At 65.7% G+C, this 21,826-nt stretch carries 18 protein-coding genes; 9 read left to right on the top strand and 9 right to left on the bottom strand.

Features of this window, described 5'->3' with window-relative positions; all coding sequences use genetic code 11:
* Nucleotides 1-151 precede the first annotated feature (151 nt).
* Nucleotides 152-2,341 (bottom strand): acetyl-CoA hydrolase/transferase C-terminal domain-containing protein, encoded by a 2,190-nt coding sequence (locus HF690_RS09515; RefSeq protein ID WP_240151696.1) that lies wholly within the window; start codon nt 2,339-2,341, stop codon nt 152-154.
* A 118-nt stretch (nt 2,342-2,459) separates the two neighbouring features.
* On the opposite strand from HF690_RS09515, the gene HF690_RS09510 reads away from it, so the two are divergent.
* The 9 genes from HF690_RS09510 (at nt 2,460) to HF690_RS09470 (ending at nt 14,341) form a co-directional block, all read left to right on the top strand.
* A complete protein-coding gene (locus HF690_RS09510; protein WP_168609256.1) occupies nt 2,460-3,932 on the top strand; it encodes a phospholipase D-like domain-containing protein in 1,473 nt (490 codons plus the stop codon).
* 39 nt (nt 3,933-3,971) lie between these two features.
* The gene (gene xseA / locus HF690_RS09505) at nt 3,972-5,318 is read left to right on the top strand and encodes an exodeoxyribonuclease VII large subunit (RefSeq protein WP_113064819.1); all 1,347 of its coding nucleotides are present in this window, start codon (nt 3,972-3,974) and stop codon (nt 5,316-5,318) included.
* 63 nt (nt 5,319-5,381) lie between these two features.
* Nucleotides 5,382-7,031, top strand: coding sequence for an acetolactate synthase large subunit (locus tag HF690_RS09500; protein WP_168609255.1), 1,650 nt, complete (start codon nt 5,382-5,384; stop codon nt 7,029-7,031).
* An 81-nt stretch (nt 7,032-7,112) separates the two neighbouring features.
* Nucleotides 7,113-8,540, top strand: a complete 1,428-nt coding sequence (locus tag HF690_RS09495; RefSeq protein WP_168609254.1) for an aldehyde dehydrogenase family protein — start codon at nt 7,113-7,115, stop codon at nt 8,538-8,540.
* A gap of 181 nt (nt 8,541-8,721) precedes the next feature.
* Nucleotides 8,722-10,479 carry a vWA domain-containing protein gene (locus HF690_RS09490; protein WP_168609253.1) on the top strand — a complete coding sequence of 586 codons (1,758 nt, stop codon included), beginning with the start codon at nt 8,722-8,724 and terminating at the stop codon, nt 10,477-10,479.
* Between the two features lie 13 nt (nt 10,480-10,492).
* Nucleotides 10,493-11,077 (top strand): RNA polymerase sigma factor, encoded by a 585-nt coding sequence (locus tag HF690_RS09485; protein WP_425495907.1) that lies wholly within the window; start codon nt 10,493-10,495, stop codon nt 11,075-11,077.
* Nucleotides 11,074-11,946, top strand: a complete 873-nt coding sequence (locus HF690_RS09480) for a hypothetical protein (RefSeq protein WP_168609252.1) — start codon at nt 11,074-11,076, stop codon at nt 11,944-11,946. The genes HF690_RS09485 and HF690_RS09480 overlap by 4 nt, the downstream gene beginning before the upstream one ends.
* Entirely contained in the window at nt 11,943-12,557 is a 615-nt protein-coding gene (locus HF690_RS09475) for a YigZ family protein (protein ID WP_168609251.1), read from the top strand. Before HF690_RS09480 ends, HF690_RS09475 begins: the two co-directional genes overlap by 4 nt.
* Nucleotides 12,554-14,341 (top strand): ABC transporter transmembrane domain-containing protein, encoded by a 1,788-nt coding sequence (locus HF690_RS09470; RefSeq protein WP_168609250.1) that lies wholly within the window; start codon nt 12,554-12,556, stop codon nt 14,339-14,341. Before HF690_RS09475 ends, HF690_RS09470 begins: the two co-directional genes overlap by 4 nt.
* A 90-nt stretch (nt 14,342-14,431) precedes the next feature.
* Here HF690_RS09470 and HF690_RS09465 read toward each other — a convergent pair whose 3' ends face one another.
* The 8 genes from HF690_RS09465 to HF690_RS09430 all read right to left on the bottom strand — a co-directional run bounded on the left by HF690_RS09465 (nt 14,432) and on the right by HF690_RS09430 (nt 21,784).
* Entirely contained in the window at nt 14,432-14,638 is a 207-nt protein-coding gene (locus tag HF690_RS09465; RefSeq protein ID WP_113064811.1) for a cold-shock protein, read from the bottom strand.
* 186 nt (nt 14,639-14,824) lie between these two features.
* Nucleotides 14,825-15,571 carry an S-methyl-5'-thioinosine phosphorylase gene (locus tag HF690_RS09460; protein ID WP_168609249.1) on the bottom strand — a complete coding sequence of 249 codons (747 nt, stop codon included), beginning with the start codon at nt 15,569-15,571 and terminating at the stop codon, nt 14,825-14,827.
* 23 nt (nt 15,572-15,594) lie between these two features.
* The gene (locus tag HF690_RS09455; RefSeq protein ID WP_168609342.1) at nt 15,595-16,137 is read right to left on the bottom strand and encodes a hypoxanthine-guanine phosphoribosyltransferase; all 543 of its coding nucleotides are present in this window, start codon (nt 16,135-16,137) and stop codon (nt 15,595-15,597) included.
* A 14-nt stretch (nt 16,138-16,151) separates the two neighbouring features.
* Complete coding sequence (gene nagZ, locus HF690_RS09450) at nt 16,152-17,177, bottom strand: beta-N-acetylhexosaminidase (RefSeq protein WP_168609248.1); 1,026 nt, start codon at nt 17,175-17,177, stop codon at nt 16,152-16,154.
* Between the two features lies 1 nt (nt 17,178).
* The gene (locus HF690_RS09445) at nt 17,179-17,694 is read right to left on the bottom strand and encodes a CYTH domain-containing protein (protein ID WP_113064807.1); all 516 of its coding nucleotides are present in this window, start codon (nt 17,692-17,694) and stop codon (nt 17,179-17,181) included.
* On the bottom strand, nt 17,694-19,001 hold the full coding sequence (gene rlmD, locus HF690_RS09440; RefSeq protein WP_168609247.1) for a 23S rRNA (uracil(1939)-C(5))-methyltransferase RlmD: 1,308 nt from the start codon (nt 18,999-19,001) through the stop codon (nt 17,694-17,696). Before rlmD ends, HF690_RS09445 begins: the two co-directional genes overlap by 1 nt.
* 68 nt (nt 19,002-19,069) lie before the next feature.
* The gene (locus HF690_RS09435) at nt 19,070-19,687 is read right to left on the bottom strand and encodes a YdbL family probable chaperone protein (RefSeq protein WP_168609246.1); all 618 of its coding nucleotides are present in this window, start codon (nt 19,685-19,687) and stop codon (nt 19,070-19,072) included.
* A gap of 69 nt (nt 19,688-19,756) precedes the next feature.
* The gene (locus HF690_RS09430) at nt 19,757-21,784 is read right to left on the bottom strand and encodes a YdbH domain-containing protein (protein ID WP_240151695.1); all 2,028 of its coding nucleotides are present in this window, start codon (nt 21,782-21,784) and stop codon (nt 19,757-19,759) included.
* Between the last annotated feature and the right edge of the window lie 42 nt (nt 21,785-21,826).

Raw genomic sequence — 21,826 nt, 5'->3', positions numbered from 1 at the left:
CCGCTTACTGCGCCGGTTGCAATTCGTCATGCCTGCGCTAAACAGGAACTCAGGTATCGCGCAGCGCACCCAACCCTCGCCACACATGGCCTGACCGCACCTCCCGAGCAGAATCCCCCCGTCATTCCTGCACAAGCAGGAACCCAGCGACTCATCCAGGGCGGGAAGCCTGGTCCCGGCCGCTTCGCCGCAACGCCGTCTGCAGCAAGCGCCGCTGCAGGCGTTCGCCGATGCCGCCACCCTGCATGAAGCCCATGCGCTGGAGCGCTTCGGCCTCACCGGCCACAGCCTTGCCCGGCGCCAGCACCGCCCGGAGCAGACGCAGACGATTGCCCCAACCTTCAGCATGATCGCGCAGCCAGCCCAGCGCCGGCAGCAGCCGCTGCTCGACCTCGGTGAAGTCGCAGCCCAGCGGAAAGGTCGGCAGCAGCCCCTCGGCATGGAACGGACGCAATGCATCGCGCAGTCGTTCGGGCGTGTTGCGCCGCCAGGCATCGGGCACGATGAAATCCCGCGGCAGCTTGCCCGCTGCCTTCGCCTCGGCGACCAGGCCGTCCAGGAAGCGCGCGTCACTGATTGCCAGCATGGCGCGGACACACTCCTCGTCCGAGCGTCCGCGCAGATCGGCGATGCCGTATTCGGTGATGACCAGGTCGCGCAGATGCCGGGGAATCGTGGTGTGCCCGTAGTTCCAGCGGATGTTGGCATGCAGCCGGCCGTGCGCGGTACGCGTGCTGCGCAGCATCAGCGCGGAACGGCCATCGTCGAGCGCGTGCGCCATGGCGACGAAGTTGTACTGGCCGCCCACGCCGCTGACCACGCGCCCGTCCTCAAGCGCATCGGACACCACCGCGCCCAAAGGCGTCGCCATCATGCAGATGTTGAAGAAACGCGCATGCCGTCGCTGCAGCGCATCCAATTTCTCGCGCCCGCCGTAGAGTTGATTGACGTCGGACACGCGCGTCATGTCCAGTCCGTGCCAGTCCTCACCGTCCAGCGCGCGCAGCCAGGCGTAGAAATCGTGCGAACCGAGGAAAAACGCCCCGCGCAGATAACGACCATCTCGCAACGTCCGCCCTTCGAGCATGCGGCTCCAGACGACCCGCGCGTCGGACGTGTCGAGCCGGCGCGGCAGACGACGGCCATCCGGACACATCACGTCGTCGGCCTGCAGCTGCGCCTCGAACGGCAGCAGGCCGAAGCGCTTCAGACGCGCCATCTGTTTCTCGTCGATGCGGTCCGGCAGCACGCCGGCTTCGTGCAAAGCATCGGCGGCATGCGGCGGCAGCGGCGAAGCGACACGACCGTCGGCGACCGCCTGCTCCAGCGCCATGTCGTCGTAGGCACGCCGCCCGAGAATGCCCGCCCGGTGCAACTGCATGAAGCCGTCCATGACCATCTCGCTGGCGCCGTACAGACCGAACTCGAACGGCGACAATCCACCCAGCGACTGCGCCAGCGCGCGGCTTTCGCCGCCAGCGTCCAGCGCAGCGTGCATGGCGCGGTAGCGATCATTCTCGCGCTGGCGCAGCGTCAGTGCTTGTACCAGCGCGTCGGACAGCGAGCCGATGCCGATCTGCAACGTGCCGCCGTCGCGAACCAGCCCGCTGGCATGGATGCCGATGGCATATTCGGTGTCGTCCACCGGCTCGCGCGGCAAGGCGAACAGACACGGCTGTGGCGTTTCTTCGCGCAGCAGCAGATCGAACATGGAGGCCGGCACTTCGGCGCCGCCGCCGGTGAACGGCATGTCCGGATGCGCCACTGCAACCAGCATCGGTCGCGGGCGGCCGGCGGCATCGAGCCGATCGAGCAGGTCAAGCGTGACATCCGGATTGCTACCCAGACTCACGCGCACGCCATCGCCGCTGGCGCGCACAGCGACCAGCTGCACGACGAGATTGATGTCACGCGCCACCAGATCCCGCGCGACATGGGTGTAGTTCTGGCTGATGTACTCGCGCTGCACGCTGTCCGCGCGCAGATAGGCGCCGGACTGCAGATAGAACTCATGCACACGGACATTGCCGGGCAATCGCCCGCGGCACATGTCGAGCGCGTAGTCGAGGTCGACATAGTCATCGCCGAAATGACGCGAAAGAAACGGTTTCAGGAATCGCGCCTGCAGGCCATCGCCCGCATCGGGCCGGGTCAGGGACAACGCCGTGAACAGCGTCAGCGAAAGGCGCTCGTCCGCGCACGCGCGCTGGTAGAGCGCATTGAGCAGCGCATTGGGCTTGCCCAGCCCCAGCGGCGCCGCCACGCGCCAATGCATGCCGCAACGCTGCAGGATGTGCTCGACGCAGGACTCGACGCTTTCGACGGTCTCGGGCTGGGTCATGAACGTGATCCATTCGCGGGGCATCCATCATGGCATGGCCGCGACACGGTTCAAGCATGCGCACGCCGTCTGCCCCACAGCGCTCTCTCACTCGCGTCGCTCGCGGTAGACTCCTGCCATGTCCACGTCTTCGACTGCCGCCTCCAACGCTGTGCGCCACATGGCCGAGCGTGCCTTCAGTCGCGCGGCCGGCGCGCAACGCATCGACGGCAACCGCATCGAATTGCTGATCGACGCCGCGGCGCATTTCGATGCCTGGATCGAGGCCATCGGACGCGCCCGGCGCTCGATCCTGCTGGAGAACTACATCATCCGCGACGACCGTATCGGCCGCATGCTGCGCGATGCGCTGATCGAACGCGCCCAAGCCGGCGTCGCCGTGCACGTGATCCGCGACTGGCTCGGCTGCCTTGGGCAATCGCGGTCGGGTTTCTGGCGTCCGCTGATCGCGGCCGGTGGCCAGGTGCGCGTCTACGCGCCGCCGCAGTGGACACGCCCGCTCGCCATGCTCAGCCGCGACCACCGCAAGATGCTGTGCATCGACGACGACATCGGCTTTCTGTCCGGGGTCTGCATCAGCGAGAAATGGCTGGGCAAGCCGGGACGCAACGTGCCGCCCTGGCGCGATACCGGCGTCGCCCTGCAAGGACCGGCGCTGGCCGCCCTTCAGCGCGCCTTCGCCGACAACTGGCGCACGCTCGGCATACCGCTGGACGAAACCCTGATCGGCGACACCGACGCTATAGCACGCAGTGGCGACACCAGCTTGCGCATCATCGCGACGCGTCCGGCCACGGCCGGTGTCTACCGGCTCGACCAGACCATCGCCGGCATGGCCCGCGAGACCCTGTGGCTGACCGATGCCTATTTCGTCGGCATCGCACCGTACGTGCAGCAACTCGCCGCGGCAGCACGCGATGGCGTCGACGTACGCCTGCTTGTGCCCGGCTCCAGCGACATCCCCCTGGTCGCGGGTTTCTCGCGCGCCGGCTATCGCCCGCTGCTGGAGGCCGGCGTGCGCGTGTTCGAATGGAACGGTTCGATGCTGCACGCCAAGACCGCCGTCGCCGACGGTCAGTGGGCGCGGGTCGGCTCGTCCAATCTCAATCTGGCCAGTTGGCTGGGTAACTGCGAAATCGACGTTGCGGTCGAGGACGAGACGTTCGCCGCACAGATGCAGGAGCGCTACGAGAAGGATCTGGAGAACGCCACCGAGATCGTGCTCGCCCCGCGTCGCCGCCGCCGCGGCACGCGTGTGCATGAGCAATCCGAACGACCGCGCCGGCCACGCCGCCCCGGCGGCAGCTCTGGACGGGCCGCCGCCGCCAGCCTGCGTCTGGCCAACACTGTCGGCGCCGCGTTGACCGAACGCCGGGTACTGGGCAGTGCCGAGGCCACGCCGCTGATCATCGGCGCCGCAACCCTGATGCTGCTGGGTGTCGTATCCCTGATCTGGCCGGCCGTGCTCGGGTGGCCGTTGGCACTGATGCTTCTTTGGCTCGGGCTGGGCCTGGCGACACGCGGATATCGCCTGTATCGACAGCGGCGCAAGGAACAACTGATCGACGCCGACGACGACGCACCATGCTAGGGTGAGCGGCCCCGTTCCCGCATCGCCGCCGTCCCCCGCATGCCCACTCAACGCCCCGGCTCCGCTTCCGAGATACTCACGCCCACGACGCTGAATCAGCTCGTGCGCGACCTGCTGGAAGACGCCCTGCCGCGCATCTGGATCGAGGGCGAACTGTCCAATGTCGCGCGACCCGCGTCCGGCCACCTGTACTTCACGCTGAAGGATGCCGGCGCGCAGATTCGTGGCGCCATGTTCAAGCCCAAGAGCACCTGGCTGAAGTTCCGCCCGGAAGCCGGCATGCATGTGCTGCTGCGCGCCCGCGTCAGTCTGTACGCACCGCGCGGCGACTATCAGCTGATCGTCGAACACATGGAGGAAGCCGGCGAAGGTGCGCTGCGCCGGGCCTTCGAGGAGCTGAAGGCGAAACTGCAGGCCGAAGGTCTGTTCGCCGAGGCACGCAAACGTGCCCTGCCCCGCTTCCCGCGCCGCATCGGCGTGATCACCTCGGCCAGCGGTGCGGCCATCCACGACGTGCTCAGCGTGCTCGAACGCCGTTTCCCGTTGGCCAGCGTCGACGTACTGCCGGTGCCGGTACAGGGCCGCGAAGCACCGCCGGCCATCACGGCGATGCTGCGCAAGGCCTCCGCCAGCGAACGTTACGACGTCGTCCTGCTGACCCGCGGCGGCGGCTCGCTGGAGGACCTGATGGCCTTCAACGACGAAGCCGTGGCACGCGCCATCCATGCCAGCGCGGTACCGGTGGTGTCCGCCGTCGGACACGAGGTGGATTTCAGCATCGCCGACTTCGTCGCCGACCTGCGCGCCCCCACGCCGTCGGCTGCGGCCGAACTGCTGGTGCCCGACCGAGCCGATCTGCTGCAGTCATTGCACCGGCAGCGCGAACGCCTGCAGCTACTGTTCGCACGACATCTGCAGACCGCGACGCAGCAGCTCGACCAGCTCATGACGCGCATGCAGGCGCAACGGCCGCAGGCACGTCTGGAGCAAGGACAGGAGCGCCTGCGCGCCGTGCGTGCACGCCTGACGCAGCGCATGCAGCGTTCCCTGCACGATGCCGAACAGCAGGTCGAACATGCCGCCCTGCGTCTGCGCACCCAGCATCCGCGCCGGCAGATTCCGCTTCTGGAACAGCGCCTGCACGAACAGCATCGCCGGTTGCAGGCCGGCATGCTGCATCGACTCGAGCGCACGCAGCGCGACTGCGCGTCCATGCGCCGCGCCCTGCACGCCGTCAGCCCGCTGGCCACGCTCGACCGCGGCTATGCAATCGTGTTCGACGAACACGGCAAGACCGTGCGTTCAGTGCAGAGTGTGGCGCCGGATGCCACACTTGAAGTTCGACTTCGCGACGGCATATTGCCGGTGAAGCACATCCCCAAGTAACCAGGCGCCCGGCACGATCCGGGCCGGACGCCGTCCTCCGGATATCTCCGGAAAGGAGCGCGCGTGAAAGCCTCGGACCTATTCGTCAAAGCGCTGGAAGCCGAAGGCGTCCAGTGCATCTTCGGTGTTCCCGGTGAAGAGAACCTGGACATCGTCGAATCCCTTCGTGATTCCTCCATCCGTCTCGTGGTCACCCGCCACGAGCAAGCCGCCGGCTTCATGGCCGCCACCTACGGCCGCCTGACCGGCCAGGCTGGCGTGGCCATGTCCACCCTCGGCCCCGGCGCGACCAACCTGGTCACCGCCGCCGCCTACGCCCAGCTGGGCGCGATGCCGATGCTGATGCTGACCGGCCAGAAACCGATCCGCCAACACAAGCAGGGCATGTTCCAGCTGGTCGACGTGGTCGACATGATGCATCCGCTGACCAAGTACACCACGCAGATCGTGTCCGGCCAGACCATCCCGGCGCGCATTCGCGAGGCCTTCCGCCAAGCCGAGGAAGAGCGGCCCGGCGCCGTGCACCTGGAGCTTCCCGAGGACGTCGCCCGCGACGACATCGAAGACCCGATCCTGCTGCCCACCGAGTACGCACGTCGTCCATCCGCCGACGAGGCCGCGCTGGTACAGGCTGCCGAGGCCATCACCCAGGCCAGGCATCCGGTCCTGATGATCGGCGCCGGCGGAAACCGTCAGCGCACGGCCAAGGCCCTGCGCGCCTTCATCGACAAACTGTCCATTCCCTTCTTCACCACGCAGATGGGCAAGGGCGTGGTCGACGAGGAACACCCGCTGTGGCTGGGCAACGCCGCGCTATCCGACGGCGACTTCGTGCATCGCGCCATCGACGCCGCCGACACCATCATCAACGTCGGCCACGACGTGGTGGAAAAGCCGCCGTTCTTCATGCGCCGCGGCAAGCGCACCGTCATCCACATCAACTTTTCCTCGGCCGAGGTCGATGCGGTGTACTTCCCGCAGATCGAGGTGGTCGGCGACATCGCGCACACCGTCGAGCGCCTGACCGAAGCGCTGGAGCCGCAGAAACGCTGGGACTTCAGTTTCTTCGACACCGTGCGCGACGCCTTCAACAAACAGCTCGCCGAACACCGCGAGGACGACCGCTTCCCGGTGCATCCGGTGCGCATCGTCGACGATGTGCGCAAGGTCATGCCGGACGACGGCATCATCTGTCTCGACAACGGCATGTACAAGATCTGGTTCGCGCGCTACTACCGCGCACGCCAGTCCAACACCATCCTGCTGGACAACGCGTTGGCCTCGATGGGCGCCGGTCTGCCTTCGGCGATGGCCGCGAAGATGGTGCACCCGGATCGCCGCGTGATGGCGATCTGTGGCGACGGCGGTTTCATGATGAACGCGCAGGAGCTGGAAACCGCCGTGCGCCTGAAGATGGACCTGGTGATCCTGATCCTGCAGGACAACGGCTTCGGCATGATCCGCTGGAAACAGGCCGACATGGGTTTCGACGAATACGGCATGGAATTCGGCAACCCCGATTTCGTCGCCTTCGCCGAAGCCCACGGCGCCAGGGGTCATCGCCCATCCAGCGCCGACGAATTCGCGCCGACGCTCGAACGCGCCTTCCGCGAGGGCGGCGTGCACGTCGTCGATCTGGCCATCGACTACTCGGTCAACCACGCCGTGCTCGACGAAGAGATCAAGAAGCGCTCGGCCAAGCTCAAAGCCTGATATCCCATCGAAGCGCGCGCGGTCCACACATCGCGCGCGCCCCGCAACGCATCCCCCGTTTTGCATTCAAGGAGATTCCCCATGCAGAAACGCTACCCCTACTACCTCGCCAACAAACCGATGCAGCCGAACGCGGATCTGGAAGTCCGCGACAAGTTCTCCGGCCGCATCGCCACGCGCGTCGCCCTGCCCGACGACAAGGCCATCGAGAAGGCCATCGCTGCGGCGGTGAAGGCCGAAAAGCCGATGCGCGAGTTCAAGCCCTATCAGCGCCAGGCCGTACTCAATCACTGCGTGAAGCGCATGACCGAGCGCAGCGACGAACTGGCCAAGGCGCTGTGCGTCGAGGCCGGCAAGCCGATCCATGACGCCAAGGGCGAAGTCACGCGCCTGATCGACACCTTCCGCATCGCCGCGGAACTGGCGCCGCAGATCGGCGGCGAGGTCATCAATCTTGAGATCTCCGAACGCGCCAAGGGCTACCGCGGCTTCACCAAGCGCATGCCGCTGGGCGCGGTGTCGCTGATCACGCCGTTCAACTTCCCGCTCAACCTGGTCGCGCACAAGGTCGCGCCGGCGATCGCCGCAGGCTGCCCGTTCGTGCTCAAGCCGTCGGAGAAGACGCCGGTCGGCGCACTCATCATCGGCGAGGTGCTGGCCGAAACCGATCTGCCCAAGGGCGCGTTCTCGGTACTGCCCGTGACCGGCGACAAGGCCGCGCCGTTCGTCGAGGACGAACGCCTGAAGCTGCTGTCGTTCACCGGCGGCCAGATCGGCTGGGACCTGAAGGCCAAGGCCGGCCGCAAGAAAGTCGTGCTGGAACTGGGCGGCAATGCCGCCTGCATCGTCGACGAGGATCAGACCGACCGCCTCGACTTCGTCGTCGACCGGCTGATCTTCGGTGCGTTCTACCAATCCGGTCAGAGCTGCATCGGCGTGCAGCGCATCCTCGTGCACGAATCCATCTACGACCAGCTCAAGCGCAAATTCGTCGCCAAAACCCGGAAACTGAAGGCCGGCGACCCGAAGAAGAAGGACACCTTCCTCGGCCCCATGATCACCGAAGACGCCGCCGAGCGCCTGCATGGCTGGATCAACGAGGCCAAGGAACATGGCGCCAAGGTCCTGTGCGGCGGCAAGCGCGACGGCAGCATGCTCGACGCCACCGTGCTGGAGAACGTCCCGCACGACGCCAAGGTCAGCTGCGAGGAGGCCTTCGGCCCGGTCGCCCTGCTCGAACCGTTCAGCGATTTCGACAAGGCCATCGACCGCGTCAACGACTCCGACTACGGCCTGCAGGCGGGCGTGTTCACCAACGATCTGACCCGCACCATGCGCGCCTGGGACCGCCTCGAACAGGGCGGCGTGGTGATCGGCGACATCCCCAGCTTCCGCGTCGACAACATGCCCTACGGCGGCATCAAGCGCTCCGGCCTGGGCCGCGAAGGCATCAAGTACGCCATGGAGGACATGAGCGAACTGCGCCTGATGGTCATCCGCGACGCCTGAGTTCGACACACGTGCATCACACCGACCGGCGCACCCATCGCGGTGCGCCGGTTTTTTTATGACCTGTCGGACCGCCCTATCATCCGTCGGCCAGTCCGTCCTCGGTCGATTCGACCTCGCTTAACCCCGTTACGCGGCATCGTGCGTTCCACTCCATGACCTGCACCGGAGGCCATGCGCCATGAACGCGAAATCGATGCTCTACCTGTTGCTGACTGCCCTGCTGGTCGTGCTGACCGGCTGCTCGACCACCAGCCCGCCGTCCGCGGCGGAACGTGACAAGACGGCTCAACTCAAGCCGACCCCACCCGCCGCCAACGTCGCCGATGCCGTGGCGCCGCCGCCTCCGCCGCCGGTGGCGGAGATGCAAGCTGACGCCATCGCTCCCGCCGTACCGATGCCGCAACGCGCTTTGCGAACGAATGTCATGGCTACCCCGCCCGTATACGGCTGGCAGCCGCCCGCTATGCAGAACCGCGAGCATTACGCGCACTACGAAGACAACCCCGTACAGCGCGTCGCCGAGCACCCCGTCTCGACCTTCGGCCTGGACGTCGACACCGGTTCGTACACCAACGTGCGGCGCATGATCGAACAGGGGCGCCTGCCTCCGCACGACGCCGTGCGCGCCGAGGAATTCATCAACTACTTCGACTACGGCTACACGCCACCGAAGAACCGGAGCCAGCCGTTCAGTGTGACCACCGAGATCGCGCCCGCCCCGTGGAACCCGGAGCGCCAGCTGCTGCTGGTCGGCGTGCAGGGTTATCGCGTGCCGGCGAAAGACATCCCGGCCGCGAACCTGGTGTTCCTGGTCGACACCTCGGGTTCGATGACCAGTCCCGACAAGCTACCGCTGCTGAAGGCCTCGCTGCGCCAGATCGTGCCGAAGCTGCGCCATCGCGATCGTGTCGCCATCGTCACGTATGCCGGCAGCGCGGGCATTGCTCTGCCCTCCACGCCTGGCGACCAGCACGCACGCATCCTCGCCGCCATCGACGCCATGCAGCCGGGCGGATCGACCAACGGCCAGGCCGGCATCGAACTGGCCTATGCACAGGCGCGCCAGGGCTTCATCAAGGGCGGCGTGAACCGGGTGATCCTGGCCACCGATGGCGACTTCAATGTCGGCCGGACCGGCGTGCAGGCGCTGACCGACGAGATCGCCGACAAGCGCCGCAGTGGCATCGCCCTGAGCACACTCGGCTTCGGCACCGGCAACTACAACGATGCCATGGCCGTGCGCCTGGCCGACGCTGGCAACGGCAGCCACCACTACATCGACTCGCTCGGCGAAGGCCGGCGCGTGCTGGTCGACGAGATGGCGCAGACGCTGCTGACCATCGCCAAGGACGTGAAGGTGCAGGTCGAGTTCAACCCGGCGCGCGTGTCCGAGTACCGCCTGATCGGCTACGTGAAGCGCAAGCTGCGCCGCGAAGACTTCAACAACGACAAGGTCGATGCCGGCGACATTGGTGCCGGAGCCAACGTCACCGCACTGTACGAGATCACACCCACCGGGAGCGTGGCCGCGCGCATCGATCCGTTGCGCTACGCGCCACAGGATCGCGAAACGCGTGCCAGCAGTCGCGAAATCGCCTGGCTCCGCCTGCGCTACAAGCAGCCGGAACAGACCCGCAGTCGCTTGATCGAGCGCCCGATCACGGACCGCGACGTGCATGGGCAGGCCAGTCGACGGTTACGCTTCGCCGCCGCCGTGGCTGCCTTCGCCGATGCGCTGCGCGGCGGCAAGCAACTCGATGGCTACACGCTCCACGACATCGCCGCCCTCGCCCGCGCCGCACGCGGCGACGATCCGCGCGGGGACCGCGCCGGCTTCGTGCGCCTGGTCGAACTGGCCGAAGGCCTTCAGACCACCGCAGCCACGCCGCAAGACACGGATACTGGAACCGTCCGAACCGCAGTCATGTATCGCTAGGAGCGGATGCCGCTTGCTCGCAAATACCGTACCCTCGGCGTTCATGGACGAACGCCGCGACAATGACCACGCACTGATGCAAGCCTATGTCGCGGGCGATGCAGAGGCATTCCGAATCCTCTACGAACGTCATCGCGGCGGGTTGTATCGCTTCATCCTGTACCGCGTCGACACGCGGCATACGGCCGATGAACTGTTCCAGGAAACCTGGAGTCGAGTCATCGCCTCACGCGAGCGCTACCGGCCCAAAGCGCAGTTCCGGACCTGGCTTTACCAGATCGCGCACAACCTGGTCATCGACAGCTACCGCCGCAAGCGGCCGCAGGCCTCCGGCGAGGAGAACGAACGGATTCTGCGGATGCAGGTCGCGGACGAGGGCGAACAGCCGGAACAGGCGCTGTCCACCTTCGAACAGCGGCGTCGCCTGCAACGCGCGCTGGAACACCTGCCCGACGAACAGCGCACGGTTTTCCTGCTGCGCATGGAAAAGGGACTTGGTCTGGAGGAAATTGCCACCATAACGGGCTGTGGGCGCGAAACTGCAAAATCGCGCCTTCGCTATGCCCTCAAACGCATTCGCGAACTGGTCACACCATGAGCACGCCAACGCCACCGAACAGCGACCCGATGCTGGACCGCGAAGAGCGCGAGCTGGCCTCGCTGTATCGGCAACTCCCCGCCATCGAACCCGATGCGGCGCTGGACGCGCGCGTGCTCGATGCCGCGCGTCGTGCCGTGGCGCCCAAGCCGCAGCGGCGGACCTATCGCGGTCTGTTCGTTGCATTCGGCAGCGCGGCCTCGTTGGTCATGGCAGCCGGACTCACTTGGTACATGCATTCGAACGGCCAGGACACCGTCACGAGGACGCAAGCCCCGGCCGCCTTGCAGGAGAAAGCCGCCAAACCTGCGGCACCGACAGCGGCGGGCGCGGCGGATTCGAAGCGTCAGGTCATCGCCGTTCGCATCCTGCCCGGCGAGCGTCACGCACCGGCCGCAGCGCCTCCACCTCCCGCAGCGGCCGCGCCCAAGGCCAAGGTCTTGGCGAACCAGGTTCCACGCGGGCGTGAAAGCAACGCTGCGGATCGCGCGCCCACGCCGTCCACGATGGCCGCATCCGATGCGATGGAAGAGCGGCTGGTCATCCCGGTGCGGGTTCTTCCGGCCGACAAAACGTCGCGGCAGGCCGCTGCGATCGCACAACCCGCACCCACGGCTTCCGCCGAGCCACAGGTCGCCGGACGGACGCAGTCTGAGATCCTGCCCGGCACGGCATCGCCGAAAAAAGCGACAACGCCTCCTGCCGCGAAACGGCTGATCGATGAGGCCCGACTGGCCCTCGCACGCAACGACAAGAGCCGCGCCCGCCAGCTGGTGCGCGCCATCACCGAACGCTTCCCCGGAGCGCCGCTGCCGTCCGATCTTGTACCGTACGCACCCAGCCCGTCCAACGGTACCGAACCCCAGTGAGCGACACTTTCACCTTGACCAGTGAGCATCGGCACGAGGACGAGATTCGCAAGAGCCGATTCCTTGCCCAGGTCGCGCCCATCTCGGACGTGACATCCGCCATCGCGTTCATCGAACGCGTGTCCGATGCGACGGCCAACCACAACTGCTGGGCGTACCACATCGGCCAGGACTACCGTTTCAGCGACGACGGCGAGCCGGGCGGCAGTGCGGGCAAGCCGATCCTGCAAGCCATCGAAGGACAGGAGCTGGACGGCGTGGTCGCCGTGGTCACACGCTGGTTCGGTGGCATCAAGCTGGGCGTCGGCGGTCTGATCCGCGCCTACGGCGGCACCGCAGCCGAGTGCCTGCGCCAGGCTTCGCGCACGCCGATCGTGGACACCACACAAGTAGAATTCGAATTGGGCTATGCCGAACTTCCGCTGTTCAAGGCTCGTGTACAAGACTGGCATCTGGGCATCGAGCACGAGGACTTCGGCCCCGAACGCGTCACCGTGACCGCACAGGTGGCGACGCGCCATCTCGATGCATTGCAAGTATTGCTGGCCGATCTCAGCCGCGGTCAGAGCCGCGTACGGCATCTCGACGAAAGGAATCGCGACACCCCATGAATACGACTCCCTCCCCGAATCGTGACGAGAAGAAAACCAGACGCGGCCATCTCGGATCGCTACGCCGACTGTGGCCGTTCATGCGTCCTCATTGGCGACTGGTGGTCGGATGGCTGATCTTTCTCGGCCTGTCCTCCGGCTCCAACCTGACCCTGCCGGTGGCCGTGCGCCACATGATCAACCACGGCTTCAACGGAGCCGACCCGCAGGTTATCAACCGCACGTTCATGGCGCTGTTCGGCGTCGCCTTGGTCATCGCCATCGCGACGGCCATGCGCTTCTACTGCATCACCCTGCTCAGCGAGCGCTCGCTGGCGACCATGCGCAGCAAGCTCTACGACCATCTGGTGCGACTGGATCTGGGTTTCTACGAGAAATCACGCGTCGGCGAGCTGATCTCGCGCCTCGGCACCGACACCGAACTGGTGCAGACGCTGGTCGGATCCGTGATCTCCGTTGCGCTGCGTTCGGTGGTCATGCTGATCGGCGCAACCGTCGCCATGATCATCACCAGTCCACGCCTGGCCGGCCTGACCGCGCTGGTGATCCCTGCGGTGATGTTGCCGATCCTGATTTTCGGCCGCCGTGTGCAACGTCTGTCGCGCCACAGCCAGGATCGTCTGGCCGACGCCGCCGCCATTGCCAACGAGACCCTCAACGCTGCCCAGGCCGTGAAAGCCTACGCGCGCGAGGAGATCGAGAGCGAACGCTACGGCGGTGCGATCCAGCGCGCCCTGACCACGGCCCGCAGGCGCATCGGCATGCGTTCCGGGCTGACTGCCGCCGTCATCACCCTGGTGTTCGGCGCCATCACACTGGTGCTGTGGGCCGGCGCGCGCGACGTGTTGGCCGGCGAACTCAACGCCGGTGTGCTGGGACAGTTCGTGCTGTATGCGATCTTCGCCGCCGGATCGGTCGGTTCGGTCAGCGGCGTGTGGGGCGAGGTCATGCGCGCCTCCGGCGCCATGGAGCGCATCGGCGAACTCTTCGACGAAATCCCCGAAGTGCGTTCGCCTCCGACCCCCACGCCCTTACCGAGCCCACGCGCTCAGGGCGCGCTGCACATGCAGGACATCGAATTCCGCTATCCGACCCGCCCTGACGCCATCGCGCTGCACGATTTCGATCTCCAGGTGCAGCCCGGCGAAACCGTTGCGCTGGTCGGGCCGTCCGGAGCCGGCAAGAGCACCGTATTCGCGCTGCTGCTGCGTTTCTACGATCCGCAACGCGGTCGTATCACCCTGGACGGCGTGGATCTGCGCGCGCTGGCCCTGCCCGATCTGCGCGGCGCGTTTGCGCTGGTGCCGCAGGAAACCGTTATCTTCGGCGGAAGCGCGGCCGAGAACATCCGCTTCGGCCGCGCCGGCGCCAGCGACGAGGCCGTGCGCGAAGCGGCTATCGCCGCCGAGGCCGACAGCTTCCTGCGCGAACTCGAGGACGGCTACGACACCGAACTCGGCGAGCGCGGCGTGCGCCTGTCCGGCGGGCAGCGCCAACGCGTGGCCATCGCCCGCGCGATCCTCCGCGATGCGCCCATTCTGCTGCTGGACGAAGCCACCTCGGCGCTCGACGCACAGTCCGAGGCGGCCATCCAGCAAGCTCTGGCGCATCTGGAAAAGGGACGCACCACGCTGGTCATCGCCCATCGCTTGGCGACCGTGCAACGCGCCGACCGCATCGTGGTGATGGATGGCGGGCGCATCATCGCCCAGGGCACACACGAGAGCCTGTTGCGCGAAGGCGGGCTATACGCCGAACTGGCACGACTGCAGTTCGCCGCCTGATCTACGGCCCCCGAGGCGCAAGCTCCGGCATAAAAAAACCCCGCGCCATGCGCGGGGTTTCAAGCATTTGGTGTCGTTGTACCGGTGCGGTCAAACCGCTTCCGTGACTCCGGACGCCTGCGCGCCCTTGGGACCCTCCACCACTTCAAAGCTGACTCGCTGACCTTCCTTCAGGCTTCGGAAGCCTTCTGCCGCGATCGCCGAATAATGGACGAATACGTCCTCCCCGCCGTCCTCGGGTGCGATAAAGCCGAAACCCTTGGCGTCATTGAACCATTTCACCGTACCAAAACGCATTGCTCGAACCTCTCGAATGAACCGGAAGCGCTACGTCCCACGTACCCCCCGGCACGCCCCGAACGCAACACCTATGCAGTATCACCACGTTTCCACACTTGGCGCAAGTGGGAAACATGCAGGTATTCGGCAAAAAATCCGATCGACTTTATCGCTGTTCGGGCATTTTCATTTTATTCCGGTCATTTACGGCAATGTAGCCAGTATTTTCGGAACGTGGGCCGTGGCCGCATCGAGATGCGCGAAAATCTCTTCCAGGCTGATTTCAACGGCATCGCCGCAACCGGCCGCCCAGTTCGCCACGAGCGCCAGGCATGCATAGGGGAGTTCGAGCTCCCGCGCCAATACCGCCTCGGGCATGCCGGTCATGCCGACCAGGTCACAACCGTCGCGACGCATGCGGGCAATTTCAGCGCGCGTTTCCAGACGGGGCCCCTGTGTCGCGCCGTAGCAGCCGCCATCAACCACCGTCACTCCTGCGCGCGAAGCGCCCTCGCGCAGTGCCTCGCGCAACGCCGACGTGTACGGTTCGGTGAAATCCACGTGCTGCACTTCGGCACCTTCGACATCGCAGAAGCTGCTCAGACGACCGTGGGTGTAATCGATGATCTGGTCGGGAATCACGAGAACCCGCGGCCCCATGTCGTCACGAATGCCGCCGACCGCATTGACGCCGATGACCGCCCCGGCGCCGAGCTGATGCAACGCATGCACGTTGGCGCGATAGTTGACCCGGTGCGGCGCCACGGAATGGTTCTCGCCATGACGCGCCAGAAATGCGAAACGGCGTCCGTGAAAATCACCGCAAACGACCTCGCCCGATGGTTTGCCGTAGGGCGTATCCACGGATACCCGCTCGATATTCTCCAAGCCCGGCAATTGATAGAGACCGGTCCCGCCGATCACGGCGTATGCGATGCGTGATGTACTCATATTGAGGAACTAATTCGACGAACTCAGGAAGGGGTACGCAAGGCACGGATTTCAGGAAGATTCCGCCCTTGCTCGTGATAATCCATGCCGTAGCCGAATACATAGCGGTCCGGCACGTCGACGCCATTGAAGTCGGCCTGCATGCCGGGTACCCGGCGGTCGTGCAGCTTCGTGCAGAGCGTGACGACAAGTACGCGTCTGGCACCCATCTCCAGGCACGCCTCGCGCACTTCCTGCAGGGTATGCCCCTCGTCGAGGATGTCGTCGACCAGCAGCACGGTGCGTCCCTGCATCGGCGCTTCCGGCTTGCGCAGCCACTGCAGGTCGCGCCCCCGGGTCGCCCCGCGGTAGCGCGTGGCGTGCGCGTAGTCGAATTCGACATCGGTGCGCATCGACAGCGCCAGTTGCGCGGCGAAGATCAGGCCACCCTGCATGATCGTGAGGAACACGGCCCGCTCACCGTCGAGCGCGTCATCCAGACGTCCACCGACCTCGGCTATCGCCCGTTGCAGCGTCTCGCGGTCGAACAGCACATCCGACGCTTCCAGCGCCTGTTCGAACGACATCGTGGATGCATCACTCACGCCTGTACCTCCTCGTTGCGCAGCGCGTCCAGACGCGCAATGAAGACATCGCGCTGCGGGTTGTCAGTCAAATCGTCCCAGGTCGCCGCCGCCGCACCGCGCAGCGTGGCCACGCGGTCGGCCGAGCACGGCTCCAGCGCCAGCGTCTGCGCCGCCTGTATCGCCGCATCCACCGCGTCGGGCTGGCATGCCAGGATCAGGTCGCATCCCGCCTCGGCATGCGCCTTGACGCGCTGTTCGAGGCTGCCGGACTGACCGGCGCCGACCATGCTGATGTCGTCGCTGAAGATCAGCCCCTGGAATCCGAGTTCGTGACGCAGAACCTCTCCGATCCAGACCTTCGACTGCCCCGCCGACGCGGCGTCGACCTGCGGATACACGATGTGCGCCATCATCACTGCCTCGACACCGAGCGCGATGCTCTCGGCAAACGGCAGCAGATCGCTTTCGCGGATGTCGTCGAGAGAACGTGGATCGACGGCCGACTCGATATGCGTATCCTCGAGCACCGTGCCGTGTCCGGGAAAATGCTTGATCGTCACCGCCATGCCGGCCATGTGCATGCCGCGGATGTAGGCGTCGGCCAGCGACGAGACCACCTCCGGATTCTCGTGCAGCGCGCGTGTGCCGATGATGCGGTTGCCGCGCGCCAGATCGACTACCGGTGCGAAGCTGATATCGACGTCAATGGCACGCAGTTCACTGGCCATGACCCAGGCGTGCTCCTCGGCCAGCGCGCGCGCCTGTTCCGGGTCCCGGTCGTGCATGGCGCCGAGCGTGGCCAGCGCCGGGAGACGGGTGAATCCTTCACGGAAGCGCTGTACCACGCCGCCTTCCTGGTCGACGGCGATGACGAAATCGGAGTCCGGCCGCACCGCGCGCACTTCGGCGACCAGCGCGGCAACCTGCTCGCGCGAGGCGAAGTTACGCTTGAACAGCACCAGTCCGCTCACCATCGGCGAACGGATCTGATCGCGCTCGTGCGCCGTCAACGTGGTTCCCGACGTTCCGATCAGCAGCATCTCAGTCTTCCTCTCCCGCGCGCTCGCGCGTTGACCAGCGCGCATACGGATGCGCGATGAGATGAACATTGTAGTAGCGCGCCAGATGGCTGACCTCACGCCCAAGCCAGGCCGGACGCGGCACTTCGGCATCAACGCGCTCCAGCTCCACTTCAGCGACGATCAACCCCTGATTCTCGCCCTCGAACTCGTCGATCTCGAAGGTGTACGCATCGACCGGAACGAAATGGCGGGTCTTCGCCACCCGTCCACGGCACAGATCCCTGAGCATGGCTTTCGCGTCCGGCAGCGGCAACGCATATTCGTATTCCGCGCGCTCGATGCCGAGCCGCGCCGACTTCACGTTGAGCCAGGCCGATTCGCCAGCGATGCGCACGCGCACCGAGCAACGGGCAAAACCGCCTTCCATCGCCGCGGCATCGACCAGATAGCCCTGCTCCATGCGCTGACTGCGCACGGCAAGAGGCCGCCAGGCCTCGCCATCGAGCAGGAACTTGCGCTCGATCTCGGTCGCCATCAGTCGCGCTCGAACAGGGCGATGGATTCGACGTGGGCGGTATGCGGGAACATGTCCATGACGCCGGCCGCGCTGAGCCGGAAGCCGTGCTTGCGCACCAGGATCTCCGCATCGCGCGCCAGCGAACCCGGATGACAGGAAACGTACACGACACGATGCGTGGCCTTGCCCGGCAGGAACTCCAGCACCTTGTCGGCGCCGGCGCGCGGCGGGTCGAGCAGCAGCTTGTCCCAGTCCTGTCGCGCCCAGGCCGCCTTGCGGTGATCCTCGAACAGGTTGGCCATATGGAACTGCGCGTTGTCGATACCGTTGGCCTGCGCGTTGGCACCGGCTCGGCGCACCAGTTCGGTATCGCCCTCGACGCCGTCGACCTGCGCCACCCGGCGTGCGACCGGCAGCGTAAAGTTGCCCAGCCCGCAGAACAGGTCGAGTACGCGATCCGTCGACTGCGGGTCCAGCAGCTCCAAGGCCAGAGCAATCATGCGACGGTTCATGCCGCCGTTGATCTGCACGAAGTCGAGCGGCTCGAAATCCAGTTTCACGTTGTGGTCGGGCAGCGTGAACGACAGGTGCGGCGCCTCCGGCCACAGCGGGTGCACGCTGCTCAATCCACCGGGCTGCAGGTAGATCGCGAAGCCGTGCTCGCGCGCGAACGCGATCAGCTTCTCCTGATCGCTGTCGCTCAACGGTTCCAGATGACGGATGACCAGCGCCACGGCCTCGTCGCCGGCCGCGAACTCGATCTGCGGGATCTGCGCGGCAGCCTGCAGCGTCGACAGCATGTCGCCGATGGCCTCGATCTTCGGTCCCAGGGCCGGATGCAGCACTTCGCAGCGGCGGATGTCGGCGACGAAGCGCGGATTGGACTCACGGAAACCGACCAGCACCCGCTCCTTCTTGAGCACGTGCTTGACCGAAAGCCGCCCCTTGCGGCGGTATTGCCAGGGCTCGTCATGCAGCGGATCGAGCCAGCGTTCGGGTTCCACCTTGCCGATGCGTTCGAAATTCTCGGCCAGCACGCGCTGCTTGGCGACGATCTGCGCGGCAGGGTCCAGATGCTGCAAGCTGCAGCCGGCGCACTGTCCGAAGTGCGCGCAGCGCGGTTCGACACGCTCCGGACTGCGGGTATGCAGGGTCTCGACATCGGCTTCGTCGAAATGACGCTTGCTGCGTGTCACGCGCACCGTGGCGCGTTCGCCCGGCAGTGCGCCGCGCACGAACATGGCCTTGCCGTCGACGTGCGCGACACCGCGTCCGTCATGACTCAGATCAGTGATATCGACTTCGACTTGGGTATGTTTCTTCATGGGCAAAAAACACGCCCGGGCGACGACCCGGGCGATGGAAAAGGAGTGGACGACCCACGCGGGACGCGTTACTTGCGCTTCCAGACTCCAGCGCTGTTTTGATAGTACCAGCCGGCGTGCGCACGCTGGATCCACAACTGGGCAAAGGTCTCACGAACCTGTGAAGCCCACTCGGGATGACCGTTGGCCTTGGCAATCGCGGTGTAGAGCTGATTGCGGTCCTTGTTCTCGGCCGCGACCGTGCTCTTCACCCCTGCACGCTGCGCCAGCGGCGCCGCGGAAAGGCTGCGCACCGCGACCAGACCATCCTGGGTGAATCCGATGGCACCCTCGTCGAGGAGCGACTTCAGCGACTCGCGGAAACGCTTGCTCATGCGCGCATGAATCGCATCGATGGCAGGCGTATGGATCCGCAGGTCCGGGGTGCTGCCCGCCGCATAGGCGGCAGGAATCAACAGATCGATCACGCTGGCCGAAGGTCCGCCCTCGGCCGGCTTGGATTCCATGCCGGAGGATGCCCCATTCTTCGGCGCCGGTGCCGCCTGCGCCCCCTGATCGATGACCGAACCGATGAACTGGTCGGCCGCCTTCTGCGCCGCCGCCTCGGGGAAATAGACGTTGATGGTGACGCAACCGACCAGCGCGGTCAGCATCAGCACGGCAAAAAGGGCAACGAGCTTACGCATGACGGAGTTCTCCTGAAGATGGATGCATGGTCCCACAAAAAGCCCTGCCGGCGCACGCGCCGAAAGGGTTTACTCGACCTTCGGACCACCGCCTTCAATGGCGGATTTCAGACGCGAAACCAGTGTCGGCCAGCTGACGCGATGCTGATGACCGATCACAGTGAGATGAGGCAGACCCTCGCCGTCCACGATCAAGTATCCGCCGTCCTTCGGCTCCAGACCGCCCATCCGGCACACACTGCCTTCCAACTTGCAATGGAGGCCGATCCGGTCGTAGCGGAAACTCTTGAACAGCTTGAGCACGGCGCCTTGCAGGCCACCGGCGATACCGCCCCCGCCGACCGAGGTGAGGTTGTTCACGGCTCGCTGGCTGATTCGACCGCCAGAGTCGGCCAGCAACTGCGCATCGAAGCCGACCGGCGCCCAATCCACCAGGCGCAGATCGCGAATGCCGCCATGCAGTTCGCCGGTGATCTTGCCGAAATCGAATACGTCGGTCATGGCGCCCAGGTTGAGCTTGTGCAAGCTGACGTCGGCCGCCAGCTCCGGGGTGTCGCCGAAGGGATGCTTCAACGAGAGATCGGTGACATCGACGAAACCGTCGAATACGTTCAGCGCCAATCCGCCCTGCAAACGGATGTTGCCTTCGACGTAGCTCAGACCCGGCATTGAACCGGCCAACGTCCCGTGGAAACGCGGCCACCCCAAGGCGTGGCTCAGCTTGCCCATGTCCACCCCGGTCACGGTCGAAGTCATGTCCACACGGTCGCCCTCGCTGGCTCCGGGCTGCCAGGCAAATTGCTGAATGCCGAGCTGACCACCCAGCACCGGCACCGTGACGCCGGAGGTCAGGCGCAACACGCCACGCTCGCTGCGCCAGTGGCTGGTGCCGCCCCCCAGGGGAATGCGATACAGATCCATGCCCTTCCAGGACATTGCCGTGGCGGGTCGCGTACCACTGCGGTTCCAGTCCAGTTCACCGTTCAGGCCATGGACACGAAAGCGGCCTGCGCCGTCGCGCACATCGAACTGGTCAGCCTGCAGACGCAGTGCGCGCATGCCGTTCGCGCCCAGCACCAGGGCGCCGCTCAGGCCGCCGTCGGTCTTCAGGTCATTCAACCCCAGCGTGGACAACCAGGTCTTTCCGTAACGCTGGTACGCCGCCGGAAAGCGTGCGCCGAAACGATTCAACGTCATGCTGTGCAGACTGCCATCCGCCCCGAAGATGAAGCCGCCGGCCAGGGACAGCGTACGCGGATCGGAAAAACTGAGGTGATCGACGCGCATGCTGCCGCCCTGAGACGTCAGGTCGAACGCCAACTGCGTCGCATGAGCGGGAAGATTTGCGTAGACCGGCCCCAGCAGAAGATCGCCACCGCGCAGCGTGCCGCTTACGCCGATCTGACTGCGCTGGGCATTGACGTCGATCTTCAGGCGCCCCTTCAGACCAACGCCCTCGCCCGCGACCGAGCCGCCATCGAAGCTGGCCTTGCTCAACTGCAGCGACGCCGCACCCTGGAGGCCATCCGGAAAGAAATCCATGGCCATCGTGCCGTCGATGCTTCCCCGTTTCAGGCGTCCCGACCAGGCATGCGACAGCGGCCCCTGCAGCCAGGCCAGCGGAACATGGATGAATTGCGCCTGGACATGGGTGGTCTGATCCAGCGGCAACGCCAGGGACACCGTCTCGTTCTTTCCATCTCCGAGATCCAGTTGCAGAGTGTTGGCCCCGATATCCAGGATCAGACCGAAGCGCCCCGATTTGCGCAGCATCCCTCCCGGCGCACCGCGCAGCGTGAGGCGGCCCTGGCAGTACCAGGTATCCGAGCGGCTGCGTATCAACGTTCCCTGCAAATCGACCCCGACATGCTTCCAGCCCAGCGCATCGACATCGGCGCTGGCGATGCTCAGGTGCAAGGCGAGCTGCCCATCCGCATCGGGAGCGAGAGTTCCGTCTACCTGCTTCAGCGCGACACCCGGCAGCACGACCGAGGCCGCCTGTACCGACGTCGCGGCCCGTGCCGTGTGCGCTCCCAGCAGGGAGATCGCCAACAGCATCCAGCATGCGCAGTAATTACGGCTTGATCGCAGGTTCATCGCAGGCCATTCTGCCAAACTCTTCCCTAACGTCACATCAAC

It is taken from the genome of Oleiagrimonas citrea, from assembly GCF_012395255.1.
Taxonomy (GTDB): Bacteria; Pseudomonadota; Gammaproteobacteria; order Xanthomonadales; family Rhodanobacteraceae; genus Oleiagrimonas; species Oleiagrimonas citrea.
The sequence above is the reverse complement of the archived record's forward strand: the minus strand, read 5'-3'. Positions and strand labels throughout refer to the sequence as shown.

Excerpts from the sequence above, each read along its gene's own strand:
- HF690_RS09430 (WP_240151695.1), bottom strand. The coding sequence starts at position 21,784 with ATGAACCTGCGATCAAGCCGTAATTACTGCGCATGCTGGATGCTGTTG.
- HF690_RS09445 (WP_113064807.1), bottom strand. The coding sequence starts at position 17,694 with ATGGCGACCGAGATCGAGCGCAAGTTCCTGCTCGATGGCGAGGCCTGG.
- HF690_RS09495 (WP_168609254.1), top strand. The coding sequence starts at position 7,113 with ATGCAGAAACGCTACCCCTACTACCTCGCCAACAAACCGATGCAGCCG.
- HF690_RS09460 (WP_168609249.1), bottom strand. The coding sequence starts at position 15,571 with ATGAGTACATCACGCATCGCATACGCCGTGATCGGCGGGACCGGTCTC.
- HF690_RS09435 (WP_168609246.1), bottom strand. The coding sequence starts at position 19,687 with ATGCGTAAGCTCGTTGCCCTTTTTGCCGTGCTGATGCTGACCGCGCTG.
- HF690_RS09515 (WP_240151696.1), bottom strand. The coding sequence starts at position 2,341 with ATGACCCAGCCCGAGACCGTCGAAAGCGTCGAGTCCTGCGTCGAGCAC.
- HF690_RS09480 (WP_168609252.1), top strand. The coding sequence starts at position 11,074 with ATGAGCACGCCAACGCCACCGAACAGCGACCCGATGCTGGACCGCGAA.
- HF690_RS09490 (WP_168609253.1), top strand. The coding sequence starts at position 8,722 with ATGAACGCGAAATCGATGCTCTACCTGTTGCTGACTGCCCTGCTGGTC.
- xseA (WP_113064819.1), top strand. The coding sequence starts at position 3,972 with ATGCCCACTCAACGCCCCGGCTCCGCTTCCGAGATACTCACGCCCACG.
- nagZ (WP_168609248.1), bottom strand. The coding sequence starts at position 17,177 with ATGCTGCTGATCGGAACGTCGGGAACCACGTTGACGGCGCACGAGCGC.
- HF690_RS09510 (WP_168609256.1), top strand. The coding sequence starts at position 2,460 with ATGTCCACGTCTTCGACTGCCGCCTCCAACGCTGTGCGCCACATGGCC.
- rlmD (WP_168609247.1), bottom strand. The coding sequence starts at position 19,001 with ATGAAGAAACATACCCAAGTCGAAGTCGATATCACTGATCTGAGTCAT.
- HF690_RS09455 (WP_168609342.1), bottom strand. The coding sequence starts at position 16,137 with ATGTCGTTCGAACAGGCGCTGGAAGCGTCGGATGTGCTGTTCGACCGC.
- HF690_RS09470 (WP_168609250.1), top strand. The coding sequence starts at position 12,554 with ATGAATACGACTCCCTCCCCGAATCGTGACGAGAAGAAAACCAGACGC.
- HF690_RS09465 (WP_113064811.1), bottom strand. The coding sequence starts at position 14,638 with ATGCGTTTTGGTACGGTGAAATGGTTCAATGACGCCAAGGGTTTCGGC.